This is a genomic window from Pigmentiphaga litoralis, from assembly GCF_014651835.1.
Taxonomy (GTDB): domain Bacteria; phylum Pseudomonadota; class Gammaproteobacteria; order Burkholderiales; family Burkholderiaceae_B; genus Pigmentiphaga; species Pigmentiphaga litoralis.
This window is the reverse complement of record NZ_BMXQ01000002.1, coordinates 38,194-52,250: the sequence shown is the minus strand read 5'-3', so window position 1 is coordinate 52,250 and position 14,057 is coordinate 38,194. Positions and strand designations below refer to the sequence as shown.

The window sequence follows — 14,057 nt, the reverse complement described above, 5'->3', positions numbered from 1 at the left end:
CTTATTCCGGACGCTGCGACAGACGGTGTTCCAGGTAATGGATGTTGGTGCCGCCTTCGATGAAGCGGGCATCCTGGAGCAGTTCGCGGTGCAGCGCGATGTTGGTGGAAATGCCTTCGACCGCCATTTCGGACAGCGCGATGCGCATGCGAGCAAGTGCCTGCTCGCGCGTGTCGCCATAGGCAATGACCTTGGCAATCATCGAATCGTAGTTCGGCGGCACGAAGTAGCCCGCATACACATGCGAGTCGACACGGATGCCCGGGCCGCCCGGCACGTGCCAGTTCAGGATGCGACCTGGGCTGGGCGTGAAACGGAACGCATCTTCGGCGTTGATCCGGCATTCGATGGCATGGCCACGGAAGACGATGTCGCGCTGACGCAGGCGCAGCTTTTCGCCGCTGGCGATGAAGATCTGTTGCTGGACGAGGTCGACCCCGGTAATGGCTTCCGTGACCGGATGCTCCACCTGGATCCGCGTGTTCATTTCAATGAAATAGAACTCGTTGTTTTCGTACAGGAATTCGAACGTGCCCGCGCCGCGGTACCCCATCTTGCGGCAGGCGTCGGCGCAGCGATCGCCGATACGGTCGATCAGGCGGCGCGGAATGTGCGGCGCCGGCGCTTCTTCAATGATCTTCTGGTGACGGCGCTGCATCGAGCAGTCGCGCTCGCCCAACCACACGGCGCCCCGCTGACCGTCGGACAACACCTGGATTTCCACATGGCGGGGGTTCTCGAGGAACTTCTCCATGTAGACCTCGGGGTTGTTGAACGCGGCGCCCGCTTCCGAGCGGGTCATCGTCACGGCGTTCAACAAGGCCGCCTCGGTGTGCACCACGCGCATCCCGCGTCCGCCACCGCCACCCGCCGCCTTGATGATGACGGGATAGCCGACCTTGCGGGCGATCTGGATGATTTCCTTGGGGTCTTCGGGCAATGCGCCTTCGGATCCGGGCACCACGGGCACGCCGGCGGCAATCATGGCCTGCTTGGCGCTGACCTTGTCGCCCATCAGGCGGATCGTTTCGGGCTTCGGACCAATGAACACGAAGCCGCTTTTCTCGACGCGTTCCGCGAAGTCGGCGTTTTCGGAAAGGAACCCGTAACCCGGGTGGATCGCTTCCGCGTCGGTGACTTCGGCCGCGGAAATGATCGCGGGCATGTTCAGATAGCTTTCCCGCGACGGCGCGGGGCCGATGCAGACCGACTCGTCGGCCAGCTTCACGTACTTGGCCTCGCGATCAGCCTCGGAATGGACGACCACCGTCTTGATGCCCAGCTCGCGGCACGCGCGCTGGATACGCAGGGCGATTTCCCCGCGATTGGCGATCAGGATCTTCTCAAACATGATGAACGGATGTCCTGAAAACGTCGGGGCGCCGGCCTGGCCGCGTCCTGGCGACCAGCGCCACGCGGGCGCGTGCGCCCCGACAAATACGTAATTGCGGCGCCGCATCGCCCCAGGCGTCATGCGGCGCGGGAGGCTGACCGGAATCAGCCGATGATGAACAGGGGTTGGCCGTATTCGACCGGCTGGCCGTTTTCAACCAGGATTTCCTTGATCACGCCGGACTTGTCGGCTTCGATCTCGTTCAAAAGCTTCATCGCCTCGATGATGCACAGCGGGTCGCCTTCCTTGACGGTCTGGCCGACTTCGACGAACACCGGCGAACCCGGGTTGGGCGCGCGGTAGAACGTGCCCACCATGGGGGACTTCACGGCGTGGCCTTGCGGCACCGGCGGGGGCACGGGCGCCGCTTCGGCAGCCGGTGCGGCGGCCGGGGGAGCGGCCTGCGGCGCGACGGGGTAAGGCTGCACGCCGGACATCACGCCAACCTGCCCACCCTGCGCAAACTTGACGATACGGACCTTGCCCTCGCCCTCGGTGATTTCCAGTTCGGCAATACCGGACTCGGCAACGAGGTCGATCAAGGTTTTCAGCTTTCGGAGATCCATGGATGGTTCCCTAACAAAATTCTTTTTAGTGCGTCAGCGCGTAGCGCACTGCCGCTTCGTAGCCATCTGCACCCAGCCCGGCAATCACACCCACGGCCAGATCGGAAAAATAGGAGTGGTGCCTGAACGCTTCCCGCTTGTGGACGTTCGACAGGTGGACCTCGATGAACGGGAGGCCCACGGCTGCCAAGGCATCCCGGATACCGACACTGGTATGCGTAAACGCCGCAGGGTTGATGACGATGAAATCCGTCCCGTCATCCCGAGCGGCCTGTATGCGATCGATCAGCGCGCCTTCATGATTGCTCTGATAAGAGGCGGTCACGGCGCCGCCGGCCTGCGCAAGCGCAGCCAGCCGGGCATCGATATCGGCCATCGTCGTCGATCCGTAAATACCGGGTTCACGGGTACCGAGCAGATTCAGGTTCGGGCCGTGCAAGACGAGGATGCGTGTGGCCATGGTGCCTGTAAGCAAGTCAGAAGGGCGCGATTTTTACGCGAATCACCCTACATTGTCCATCAAGTGTAACCAAAACGCGGATTTATCTTGTTCACGGCGGTCAGAAACGTCGTGCGGCCCCGCGTCATGCACCGCGTACCACCGCGCGCAGCGTATCCATATGGATGCGGCCGGCGTATTGGTGGATAAGCGCTCCTTTTTCGTCGATCACGACGGTAAAAGGCAGTCCCCCGCTCGTATTGCCGAGCTCCCGGGCCAATTCGGTGCCGACATTGCCGGCGACCAGCAAGGGATACCGGACAGCGACCTTTTCAACGAATCGCTTCATGTTCACAGCCGAATCGATGCCGATACCGATGAATTGCGCGGTGTCCTTCAATTCGGCTTGCAGCGCGTCCAGCTCCGGCATCTCGTCGACGCACGGCGCGCACCACGTTGCCCAGAAATTGACGACCAACGGGCGGCCCTGCCATTGGGACAGCGCCTGCTCGGTCCCGTCCAGCGCGGCAAGCCGCTGGGCGAAAAGGATATTGACGGCCCTGTCGCTTGCGACGCCCGGCGCAAAACGTTGCCAGGCCAGCGCGCCCCCTGCAACGGCAGCGATGGCGCCGACACCGGCATAGGTCAACGCACGTCGGCGATTCATTCTTCGTCTCCAGAAGGCGTGGCGGTCTCATTGAGGAGCCGCTCCAGCGCCTTGGCATTGGCCCGTTCAGGACGACCATCGGCGCCGGTGCGCAAGGCCCCGCGCAGCGCGTGGCTGTCGTAGATGCTGAGCACAACGCCTTCGTTCTGCCACATGAAATACAGCGCTTCGACCATCTTGCGGCCTCCCCGAAAGTCGGGACGCTCGCCCACTTCGTACTGGATGCCGTGATTGATCAGGTAGATCTCGACTTCTTTGGAAGAGTCGACGAAACACTGCAGATAGATATCGGAATGCTCGCCCGCCGTGCCGGTCCACACCGGGCCCACCAGATAAGGACGAAAGACAGCAAGCCGTTCCATGACCGACAGCGCCACCTGACGCAGGCGCGCCAGCCGCATCGGCTGCGTATCGCCCATGTACAGGGCCTGATACTCGCGGACCTCGGTTTCGATCTCGTCGTTGTCGGGCAGGAGGTCACGGCGCGGAAGGGTGCCCGCGCCCACCAGCTGCTTGATCGCCTTGCGTTTGGCGGTGCTGTAATCCAGCCCGTCTTCGGCGATCATCCGGGCCGCCGCCGCGGCAATTTCCTGGCGCAAAAAGGGTAGCGTCATGACTGCTCCAAGAATGCGACTTCTCATGATACTTCCTGAGCGACACGCCAACATGCCGCCGCCGGAACGTCTTGCGCCTTGTTACCCTCCTGCCGATCCCCTGGGCTGCCGCCCTGCAACGGCCGTGCATGGACAGTTTTGCCCTGCCCGGATGCGGGCTCGCGGCGCAAGACGCTCTACAATCCCCCTCCCTAACCTGATCCGCGCCGATCCGCGCAAACTTCCGGACATGCACCTACACATCCTTGGCATCTGCGGCACCTTCATGGGCGGCCTGGCGCTGATCGCCCGGGCAGCCGGCCACCGGGTGACCGGTTGCGATGCAGGCGTCTACCCGCCCATGAGCACCCAGCTCACCGAGCAAGGCATCGACCTGATCGAAGGCTTCGGCGCCGATCAGATCGCGCTGCGGCCTGACCTGTTCGTGGTCGGCAACGTGGTCACCCGCGGCAATCCGCTGATGGAAGCCATTCTTGACGCAGGCCTGCCCTATACGTCCGGCCCGCAATGGCTGGGCGACCATGTGCTGGCCGGCCGCCATGTGCTGGCCGTTGCAGGCACGCATGGCAAGACGACCACGACCGCCATGCTGGCGTGGATCCTTGACCAGGCCGGGCTGGCGCCGTCGTTCCTCGTGGGCGGCGTGCCGCAGGATTTCGGCATGTCGGCGCGGCTGGGCACGACGCCCGCGCCCGGTGCTGCCGGCCGCAATGTCTTTGCGATCGAAGCCGATGAATACGACACCGCCTTTTTCGACAAGCGGTCAAAGTTCGTGCATTACCGTGCGCGCACCGTCGTGCTGAACAACCTGGAATACGACCACGCCGATATCTTCCCGGATCTGGCGGCGATCGAGACCCAATTCCATCATCTGGTCCGCACCGTGCCCGCCTCGGGCCGGATCATCGCGCCCACCCAAACGCCCGCCATTGATCGGGTGCTGGCCCGCGGTTGCTGGTCCGACAGGGTCACCTTCGGCGCCGAGGGCAACTGGCAGGCAGGCGCGGAGCACGATGACGGCGCGTTCGAAGTGGCGTTGCGCGGATCGTCGGTCGGCACCGTGCACTGGGCGTTGAGCGGCGCACACAACCGGATGAATGCGCTGGCCGCCATTGCCGCTGCCGACCATGTCGGGGTGCCGCCCGCCGAGGCGACCGCGGCCCTCAGTCGCTTTGCGGGCGTCAAACGGCGCATGGAATTGCGCGGGACAGTCGCCGACATTCGTGTGTACGACGACTTTGCGCATCACCCGACCGCCATCGAGACCACCGTGGCGGGATTGCGGCGCCGGATGCCGGCGGGGCGCATTCTTGCCGTGCTGGAACCGCGTTCCAACACCATGAAGCTGGGCGCCATGAAGGCGCAGTTGCCGGCATCGCTGCATCAGGCCGACCAGGTCTTCTGCTATGGGGCAACGGACGGCAAGCAGGCCCTCGGCTGGTCGGCCGCCGACGCCCTGGCGCCGCTCGGCAAGAAGGCGCAGGTCTTCAGCGACCTGCAGGCGCTGGTTGACGCGGTCACCGCCAACGCCGCGCCGGGGGATCATGTGCTGGTCATGAGCAACGGCGGTTTTGGCGGCGTGCATGACAAGCTGCTGACGGCGCTGTCGGCGCGGTTCGATGACAGGTCTGTACAAGGCGCTACCGGCGTGGCCGAGTCCGGCAGCGCGGCGGCGTCTTCCACCCGAGGCGCGCGGTCATGATCCTGTATCTGCACGGGTTCCGTTCATCGCCCGAATCCTTCAAGGCGCGGCTGCTGGCCCAGGTCATGGCGGCGCAGTGCCGCAGCGACGAATGGGCCTGCCCCGCCCTGCCCGCCAGCCCCCGCCTGGCCGTCGAGCTGGCGGAATCGCTGGCTGCCGACCTGCAGCGGCGCGCCGGCGTGCGGCAGTCGCCCGACCGTGCGCGGCACGGCCTGACGATCATCGGCTCGTCATTGGGCGGCTACTATGCGACCTGGCTGGCCGAACGCCTGGGTTGCCGCGCCGTGCTGCTCAATCCGGCGGTCCATGCGGCCCGGGACCTGGCCACGCAAGTGGGCGAACACACCTCGTACCATGACAACCAGCCCTTCGTGTTCACGCCGGCTCACGTCGACGAACTGAAGGCGATGGAAGTTCCGCGCATCACCGACCCCGACCGGTACTTTCTGTTGGCTGCGACGGGCGACGAAGTGCTCGACTGGACCGAGATGCGCGATTTTTACGCTGGCGCGCGCCAGCGCATCATTGAAGGCAGCGACCATGGCATCGCCGATTTCGCGACCTGGCTGCCCGAAGTGCTGGCCTTCGCCGATGCTCCGCATCCGCATGCCGACGCAGCGCCGACAACGGCCCCCGACCGGGACCGTGTCGATGCGCCCGCCGCACGCCCCTCTTACGAATAACGCGCCGTTGGCGCAGCAGGATTGTTAGCAATGCATGTCTTATACGAGGATGACGGCGGTTTCAAGGCAGCCACCCTGCTGAGCGAGACCGACGCCAGCCTGCAGGTCGAAGCCACCTCCGGCAAACGCAGCAAGATCAAGAAGGCCGCAGTCATCCTGCGGTTCGAGAAGCCGTCGCCTGACGCGCTGGTGAAGGAAGCCGAGGCAGCCTCGGGCGACCTCGACCTGGAATTCCTGTGGGAATGCGCGCCCAAGGAAGACTTCGACGTCCCGGCCCTGGCCGAAGAGTATTTCGGCCACAAGCCCGGCCCGGTCGAGCAGGCCGCGCTGCTGTTCCGCCTGCACAGCGCGCCGGTGTACTTTCACCGCCGCGGCAAAGGCAAGTTCCGTCCGGCGCCGCCCGACATTCTGGCCGCCGCGCTGGCCGCTGTCGAAAAGAAGAAACGCCAGGCCGAACAGCAACAGGCCTGGGCCGAAGAAATGAAGGCGGGCACCCTGCCCGAGGCCATGGCGCGCATGGCCGAAATCCTGCTGTTCAAGCCCGACAAGAACACGCAAGAGTGGAAGGCCTTCGACATGGCCTGCACGCAGATCCAGATCCGTCCGGACCGCCTGCTGCTGAACCTGGGGGCCTTCCCCAGCGCGCTGGCCATCCACAAGCGCCGCTTCCATGGCGAACACTTCCCGAAAGGCACGGCGTTCGCGCCCGTCACCGTGCCGCCCGTGCCCACCGAACTGCCGCTGGCCACGGTCGAAGCCTATTCGATCGACGACGTCACCACGACCGAGATCGATGATGCGCTGTCGGTCGAAACGCTGGCGGACGGCAACGTGCGCGTGGGCATCCACATTGCCGCGCCGGCCCTGAGCGTGACCCGCGACAGCCCGCTCGATCTGCTGGCGCGCGGCCGCATGTCGACCGTGTACATGCCGGGCGAAAAAATTCCGATGCAGCCGGACGAAGTCATCGCGGCCTTCTCGCTCGACGCAGGCAAGCCGGTGCCGGCGCTGTCCTTGTACGTGACGGCTGACCCCGCCACGGGTGACGTCATTTCCAGCGAAACGCGCATCGAACGCGTGGTCGTGAAGGAAAACCTGCGGCACAACCTGCTCGACGAATCCGTGAGCGAAGCCGCGCTGGACGACCCCGCATCCGACCTGCCCTACGCCGACCTGTTCCGCCCGCTCTGGAACCTGGCGCAAAAGCTGTCGGCCAAGCGCGATGCCGTACGGGGCCGGCCAGAGCTGAACAATCGCGTCGACTTCAGCTTCTATGTGGACGGCGACGCCGACCTGCCCGATCAGGCCACGGTGCGCATCGTCCAGCGCAAGCGCAATGCGCCGCTGGACCGCATGGTGGCCGAGTACATGATCCTGGCCAACAACTTGTGGGGCGGATTGCTCGCAAGTTGCGGCGTGCCCGGCATCTACCGCTCGCAGCAGATGGGCCGCGTGCGCATGAGCACCGTGGCGGCGCCGCACGACTCCATCGGTGTGCCGCAATATGCGTGGTGCACGTCGCCACTGCGCCGTTATGTCGACCTGGTCAACCAGGGGCAATTGCTGGCCGCCGTCGAGCATGGTGTGTCGGCCCGGCTGGTCGCGCCCTTCAAGCCGCGCGAAGCCGACCTCTTCGCCATCATCAGCAACTTCGACGGCAAGTACTCGGCGTATTCCGACTTCCAGCAGCAGATGGAACGCTTCTGGTGCCTGCGCTGGCTCAAGCAGGAAGGCGTCACCCGGGCCGAAGCCGTCGTGCTGCGCGAAGACGCCGTCCGCCTCAAGGACGTGCCGCTCTTCACACGCGTCGGCGGCCTGCCTGCCCTGCAACGCGGCCAGACCGTGCTGCTCGACATCATGGGCAGCGACGAACTCGACCTGGAACTCGACTGCCGCTTCGTTGACGTCGTCCAGACTGAGGCGCTCGAAACACCCGAAGAAGAGCCCTTGCCCGTCGATACCGACGTCGAACTGGCCACCGGCGACGTCAGCCCCGACGCCGTGGCCGAGACGGCCGAGGTCGAAGCGGCCGATGGCCCGGATGCCAACGATCTGCCGCTGGAGACCGGTGCGGATGGGGACGCTGCAACCGACGGCGAGATGACGAAGGATGACGATAGCGTGCAGGCGTCGCCACCCGCCGCATGACTGCGTCAAAACGCCTGACGGGTGAACGCGTCAGGCGCACGTGGCAAATGCCATTGCCGCTGAAATGAAAAAGGGTGCCGAAGGCACCCTTTTTCTTGGCAACCACTTACGCAGCGCGGCGCCAAGCCCCGCCAAGCCTCGCCGTCAGGCCGCCACATCCTGCCGGCTGCGAATCAACCGCAGCACGCTGTTGCCCAGTCGTGCATGGTGGCTGCGCGTCGCGTTGTACGCACCTTCGCAATCTCCGGCAAGAATGGCCTGGACAATGGCCGCATGGTCATCGTGCGAGATCTGGAGGCGGTCATCCACTTGCGACTGCGCCTGGCGAAACGGGGCAAGCCGCTCACGCAGGTCGGCAACCATCCCGGTCAGCACATCGTTGTGCGCGCCGACAAGAATCAGATTGTGGAACTGCCGGTTGTTGGCCAGATACGCCTCGGTGTCGCCGTCCCGGCTCAGGATCGCGCTTTGCTCGAAAATGAATTCGAGCTCTTTTTTCTCCATGGCCGTCATGCACTCGGCTGCGCGGCGCGCACACAGTGCTTCGAGTTCACAGTCCGCTTCCAGCAGTTTGGCCAGTTCGCCTACTCCGATGCGGGCGACCACCACGCCGCGACGCGGCACCACTTCCACCAGCCCCTTGCTTCCCAGCTCTCGCAGCGCTTCGCGGATCGGCGTTCGCGACACGTCAAATTTTTCAGCCAATACCCGCTCTTCGAGTTTCGCGCCCGGAGGGTAGGTGCCATCGACGATCTGTGCAGCAAGAAGTTTGGAAAGTTTGGACGAGATGGTGGACATGACTACCTGGATTGAGCCTGACCGCCCGCGCGCCAAGGTCCGGGCGCCAGCGTGGACCCTGAAAGATACACGATCACGCAGTGCGCATGAAATCCAGGATCTCGCGTCCCAGCAGCTCTTCGCCACTGTCGAAATGCGCCACGATCGATGTGTGATTGTGTTTGCGCATCTGCAGGAATCGAGGCACCTTGCCACGCGCCTCGCACAGGCTCTGCACGAAGGCGACACCGTACAGATCCAGATAGGGATTTTCGTATTGCGCGATCACGACCATCACGGGCAGGTCCCAATGGGCGGCATGCGTGGCGGGCGAACGCAGCGCATAGGTCGACGTGTCCTCGCCAAAATAGGCCTGAACGGCCTTGGCATTGGGATTGCCAGCCAGCGCGTCCGCCTGCAGCCGGCCGCTGATCAGGACCGCCCCGCAGACTTCTGCCGCCGCGCGGCGCGGATGATTGGGGTCGAAGCAGTAACTGGCAACGTGCGTGCCGCCCGCGGAATGGCCGATCAGGAACACCCGGCGCGGGTTCCCCCCGAACGAGGCAATGTTGCCCACGACCCAGTCAACCGCCGCCGCAACGTCTTCGGTCCCGCCCGGAAAGGGCGCTTCGGCCGCAAGCCGGTATTCGATGTTCACAGCCACGCATCCCTGACGCGCGAACCACCAGCACACGTTGTCGTAGATGTGTCCATTGGAACTCTTGGCCCCGCGAATGAAGGCGCCGCCATGCACGAAGACGACCACATCCGTGCCGTGGGCCCCCTCAGGCTGGAACACGTCAAGCACCTGCCTGGCGCTCGGGCCATAAGGCAAGTCCCTGTGCATCGTCATGCCGTCCTTCGGCGCGGCCGACACCAAGGGCGTATACGCATTGAAGACCACGTCGCGAAATCCGTTGATGTCGGTGCCCCAGATCGGACCGATCGATTCGAGCAAGGCCGCCTGGTCGGGCGGCAGGCTGCCGAAGGGTTCGAGCGGATTCACTGCGCGCGAAGCATCAGTCGATGGCATTGGCGGTTTCCAGGCTTTCGAGAAGAGAGGCGCGGCGCATGTAGCGCCGGGCGGACTCCGGATTGGAAGCCGTGCGACGCAGTTCGTCAAACTTGACTTGCCGACTGGCCGGATCCTTCTCTTCAAGCAGCTTCTTGTTGGCGATCGTCTGGGCCTGCACGAACGAGACCGCGGCGTGGCGGCGCTGGCGGCTGTACTGATCCAGGCGTGCGGCGTCCACGTCGCGCAGCAGCACATCGGCCAGCTTGCCCGCAAGATTGATCGCGTCGTGGATGCCGCCATTCATCCCCATGCCGCCGATCGGATTGTTGACATGCGCGGCGTCGCCGACCAGCAGGATACGGCCGCGATGGAAGGTTTCGGCAACCCGCTGGCTGACGTTGTAGACGTTGACGTAGGCAACGTCGTAGCGCCCCGCCTTTGGAAAGAATTTCTGCAGCCGGGCTTCGATGCCCTCGGGACTCAGTGCCTCAATCTCTGTCTCGTCCGCCCGGGTCGGGAAGATGGCCCGCCACAGTCCGGCGCCGTCCTCGCCCCGCACCTTGAACAGGTTGCACCATTCGTCGGGGTCGGAAAAATAATTACGGTATGCGTAGTCCGGATGGCCGGACTGAAAGTCGAAGTCGGTGGCGATCTTGATGAAACGTTCCTGATACGTGAACCCTTCGAAGGCAATGCCGGCGGCCTTGCGTACCGTGCTGCGTCCTCCGTCGGCACCGATCAGGTAGGCACCCGAGTGACGCTCGGCGCCATCGGGCCCGTCGACCTCGATGTCAATGCTGCCGTCATGCTGGATCACCGTTCGCAGGCGATGTCCGTAGCGCACATCGAAGTCCGATTGATCGGCATACGTCTGCGCAATGTCGTGGGTCAACTTGTATTGCTCATACTGCAGCACATATGGAAATCGGAAGACGTCTGCCATCGTCGACAGGTCGAACTCGGCAATCAACTCGCCGCTCACACGATCTCGATATTGATAGGTCTCGGACACCAGACCCCGTGGCACGATCGTCTGGGTCACGCCCAGCTCGTCCAGCATGTCGAGGGTGGTCGGGTGCAACGACGCGGCCCGTTGGTCGTGGACCGGGCCATTTTCCTGCTCGAACACCGTCACCGGGATGCCTTGCCGATGCAAGGCCAGCGCGCACACCATGCCGACCGGGCCGGCGCCGACAATCAGGACACGCTGTTGTTGTCCATGCTTCATGCTGCTCATCTCCTTACGGCTGTCATTGGCTCAGGGGGAAAGGCCAGACGGCGAGAGCGTTCGATCGAGCCCCCGCGTGCTGCACCGTCATTCCGGCGTGATGCCTGCCTGTTCGACGATCGGCTTCCACGTCGCGATGTCATTCTGGATACGCCGCGCAAAAACCGCCTTGGCTTCCGGCAACGGGGTGATCCCGGCATCTTCCAGGCGTTTCTGGAATTCTGGCGAGGCGTGCGCCGCCATGACGGCATCGGCGATTTTGTCGACGATGGCGCTTGGCATCGCAGCAGGTCCGACCAGTCCGTTCCACGTTTCGACCGGTTGTGCGTCGGGAAACAACTCCGAGACCGTCGGCACGTCAGGCAACTGCCGGATGCGCGACTTGCTCGATACGGCCATCAGCCGGACCTTGGCATTGTTGGCGTAGGGAAGCACTTCGGACAGGTTGCCGGAATACAGATCCGTCTGGCCGCTCAGCACGTCGGCCAGCGCCAAGGCCGCGCCCTTGTAAGGCACTTCGGTCACTTCGATGCCGGCCCGTCTGGCGAACAGCAACCCTGATAAATGGGTCAGGCCGCCGACACCTGCATTGCCCATATTCAATTTGCCCGGATTGCGTTTCCCGTAGTCGATCATCTCGGCCATCGTCTTGTAGGGCTTCTGGGAGCTGACGGTGATCACGAAAGGATTGCCGCCCACGTTGGCGATCGGCACGAAGTCCTTGATGGGGTCGTACCGGATCTTGTTGGTGAAGGGCGCCGTAGATATCTGCGTCAGCGTTGCCATGAACAGCGTGTAGCCATCGGCAGGCGCGCGGGCGACGAATTCGGCAGCAATGGTCCCGCCCGCGCCGCCCTTGTTATCCACGATGAACGGCCCGCCCAATGTCTTGGTCAGGCGCTCGCCGATCAGGCGCGCCATCAGATCCGTGTTCCCCCCTGGGGCAAATGGCACCACGATCGTGACGGGCCGCGTCGGCCATCCCGAAGCGGATGTATCGGCTGCGCTGGTGTGCGTCGCAAGCGCGGATACGACGGCGAGCAAGTGTGAGGCAATGAAGCAGGACCTGCGTGTCATGGCGATACCCCTAGGGAATGGAAGACGGACACCGCACCCGATTGGGGCACTGGCGCCTTACGATCAAAGCAATGCAATTTGCATTCCAGAATTCAATCTGGTGCGCAAAACTGATGTTCCTGTTCGCTTGTTCTTCTTTGGGTATACCAATAATATATTCAGGAATACTTTTACAACAGCTTTTTCCATTTCTCAGCTGGTGCGCTGGCTGTCGAGGAGATCTCATGGACAAACTTAGGCATATCGCGCTGTCAGTCAGCGATCCGGAAGCGGCGGCGCAGTTCTTCGAAAAGGCGTTCGGCATGACGCGCGCGGGCCCGGCAATGCGTGGCATCTACATGACCGACGGGGTCATGAACGTGGCGCTGCTCGACTTCACGAACGAAACGGTGCCGGGGTTTGCCGGATTGAAGGACGTGCGCGGGGTGATCCACTTCGGCATGTGGGTCGACAACCTTGAAGAGGCCGAGCAGCGCGTGATGGATGCCGGGGGAACCTACCTGACCGGCCGCAAAGAAACCGATCCGAACGTGTTTTATGAGGTCAAATACCGCATGCCCGACGGTACGGTGTTCGACATCACGGAAAGTGGCTGGAAAGGCGCCGTCAAGGAGGTCGCTCCCGTCGACACCTCCTTCGCTCCGTCCCCTCTTCCCTGATTCGTCCCATAGGTCCCCCATGCCCCACAACGTCCTGGCTCTCATCGGCCTGACCGACCCGATGCGCACGGCGCTGCAGTCCCGCTTCCGGCTGCATCTGCATGAACACGGGCCGGACACGCTGGACTGGGCCGAGCCCGGCCTGTCGGACACCGTGGCCGTGCTGACCAACGGCACGGTGGGCTATGCGCCGGCGCTCATGGACCGGATGCCCCGGCTCAAGCTGATTCTTGCAATTGGCGCGGGGTACGAGAACATCGATGTCGCGGCGGCGGCGCAGCGGGGCATTACCGTCACGCATGGGCCGGGCACCAATTCGGTGTCGGTGGCGGAACATGCCGTGGGATTCGCGCTCAGCCTGGCGCGGGGGTATGCGCCGCTGCACCACGCCTTGCGCGCCGGGACGCCGTGGAGCGATCTGCGGGCGTCGCGGCCGGCGTTCAGCGGGTCACGCGTCGGCATTCTGGGCATGGGGCAGATCGGCCAGCTGGTGGCGGAGCGGGCGAAAGCGTTCGGGGCATCGATTGCCTACCATTCGCCCCGGCGCAAGCCTGACCTGGAAACGGCGTTCCAGGCGGCTTACCACCCTGACGTCACGAGTCTGGCGGCGGCCAGCGATTTTCTGTTCGCCTGCTGTCCGGGCGGCCCGGCCACGCGGCATCTGCTGTCCAGGCCTGCGTTCGATGCCCTGGGGCCCCAGGGCTTCGTGATCAATGTGGCGCGGGGGTCGGTGCTCAAGACCGCGGATCTGCTTGACGCGTTGCGCAGTGGCGCGATTGCGGGCGCGGGGCTGGATGTGCTGGAAGAAGAGCCGTCGCCGCCGCCAGGATTGCTGGCGGAGTTGACGTCGTACCCCAACGTACTGGTCACGCCGCATATGTCCGGCCGGTCGCCTGCGTCGGTACTGGCGCAGCGCGACGTGGTGGTGCAGGCGATCGACGATATCGTGGCAGGCCGGGTGCCGGCCCACCGCATCATTGCGTAGCCGGTTGCTGTGCCCTAGCGCAGAGCAACTGCTCACTAGCGCTGGGCCGCGCACCACTACAGTTGAGCCATCCAGGTCGCCCCGCCGTTGTTTACGCCGCAGCG

The 14,057-nt window shown here is 64.1% G+C and carries 14 protein-coding genes; 5 read left to right on the top strand and 9 right to left on the bottom strand.

The genetic code is table 11. The annotated features are described in order from the left end of the window. Window position 1: 1 nt before the first annotated feature. From accC to IE116_RS18735, 5 genes are all read right to left on the bottom strand, one after another. Window positions 2-1,351: an acetyl-CoA carboxylase biotin carboxylase subunit gene (gene accC / locus IE116_RS18755; protein WP_189614806.1), complete on the bottom strand. Its 1,350-nt coding sequence runs from the start codon at window positions 1,349-1,351 to the stop codon at window positions 2-4. A 146-nt stretch (window positions 1,352-1,497) separates the two neighbouring features. Beyond that, complete coding sequence (gene accB, locus IE116_RS18750) at window positions 1,498-1,959, bottom strand: acetyl-CoA carboxylase biotin carboxyl carrier protein (protein ID WP_189614805.1); 462 nt, start codon at window positions 1,957-1,959, stop codon at window positions 1,498-1,500. A 25-nt stretch (window positions 1,960-1,984) separates the two neighbouring features. Next, window positions 1,985-2,419: a type II 3-dehydroquinate dehydratase gene (gene aroQ / locus IE116_RS18745; RefSeq protein ID WP_189614804.1), complete on the bottom strand. Its 435-nt coding sequence runs from the start codon at window positions 2,417-2,419 to the stop codon at window positions 1,985-1,987. Between the two features lie 124 nt (window positions 2,420-2,543). Then, a complete protein-coding gene (locus tag IE116_RS18740) occupies window positions 2,544-3,065 on the bottom strand; it encodes a TlpA family protein disulfide reductase (protein ID WP_189614803.1) in 522 nt (173 codons plus the stop codon). Next, complete coding sequence (locus IE116_RS18735; protein ID WP_189614802.1) at window positions 3,062-3,679, bottom strand: hypothetical protein; 618 nt, start codon at window positions 3,677-3,679, stop codon at window positions 3,062-3,064. The genes IE116_RS18740 and IE116_RS18735 overlap by 4 nt, the downstream gene beginning before the upstream one ends. Before the next feature lie 151 nt (window positions 3,680-3,830). On the opposite strand from IE116_RS18735, the gene mpl reads away from it, so the two are divergent. The 3 genes from mpl to IE116_RS18720 are packed head-to-tail and all read left to right on the top strand — an operon-like array spanning window position 3,831 to window position 8,212. Further along, window positions 3,831-5,381: a UDP-N-acetylmuramate:L-alanyl-gamma-D-glutamyl-meso-diaminopimelate ligase gene (mpl, locus tag IE116_RS18730; protein WP_373303087.1), complete on the top strand. Its 1,551-nt coding sequence runs from the start codon at window positions 3,831-3,833 to the stop codon at window positions 5,379-5,381. Further along, the gene (locus tag IE116_RS18725) at window positions 5,378-6,064 is read left to right on the top strand and encodes a YqiA/YcfP family alpha/beta fold hydrolase (RefSeq protein ID WP_189614800.1); all 687 of its coding nucleotides are present in this window, start codon (window positions 5,378-5,380) and stop codon (window positions 6,062-6,064) included. Before mpl ends, IE116_RS18725 begins: the two co-directional genes overlap by 4 nt. Window positions 6,065-6,094: 30 nt before the next feature. Continuing rightward, entirely contained in the window at window positions 6,095-8,212 is a 2,118-nt protein-coding gene (locus IE116_RS18720; protein WP_189614799.1) for a ribonuclease catalytic domain-containing protein, read from the top strand. A gap of 144 nt (window positions 8,213-8,356) precedes the next feature. On the opposite strand, the gene IE116_RS18715 is transcribed toward IE116_RS18720, so the two are convergent. From IE116_RS18715 to IE116_RS18700, 4 genes are all read right to left on the bottom strand, one after another. Continuing rightward, window positions 8,357-9,010: a GntR family transcriptional regulator gene (locus IE116_RS18715; protein ID WP_189614798.1), complete on the bottom strand. Its 654-nt coding sequence runs from the start codon at window positions 9,008-9,010 to the stop codon at window positions 8,357-8,359. Window positions 9,011-9,083: 73 nt separating this feature from the next. Beyond that, on the bottom strand, window positions 9,084-10,022 hold the full coding sequence (locus tag IE116_RS18710) for an alpha/beta hydrolase (protein WP_189614797.1): 939 nt from the start codon (window positions 10,020-10,022) through the stop codon (window positions 9,084-9,086). Then, entirely contained in the window at window positions 10,009-11,232 is a 1,224-nt protein-coding gene (locus IE116_RS18705) for an FAD-dependent oxidoreductase (RefSeq protein WP_189614796.1), read from the bottom strand. The genes IE116_RS18710 and IE116_RS18705 overlap by 14 nt, the downstream gene beginning before the upstream one ends. A gap of 87 nt (window positions 11,233-11,319) precedes the next feature. Further along, on the bottom strand, window positions 11,320-12,309 hold the full coding sequence (locus IE116_RS18700; RefSeq protein WP_189614795.1) for a Bug family tripartite tricarboxylate transporter substrate binding protein: 990 nt from the start codon (window positions 12,307-12,309) through the stop codon (window positions 11,320-11,322). 224 nt (window positions 12,310-12,533) lie between these two features. Here IE116_RS18700 and IE116_RS18695 point away from each other — a divergent pair, with 224 nt between their 5' ends. Together IE116_RS18695 and IE116_RS18690 are read left to right on the top strand one after the other, a co-directional pair. Beyond that, entirely contained in the window at window positions 12,534-12,968 is a 435-nt protein-coding gene (locus IE116_RS18695; protein WP_189614794.1) for a VOC family protein, read from the top strand. Window positions 12,969-12,987: 19 nt separating this feature from the next. After that, on the top strand, window positions 12,988-13,953 hold the full coding sequence (locus IE116_RS18690; RefSeq protein WP_189614793.1) for an NAD(P)-dependent oxidoreductase: 966 nt from the start codon (window positions 12,988-12,990) through the stop codon (window positions 13,951-13,953). The last annotated feature ends 104 nt before the right edge of the window (window positions 13,954-14,057 follow it).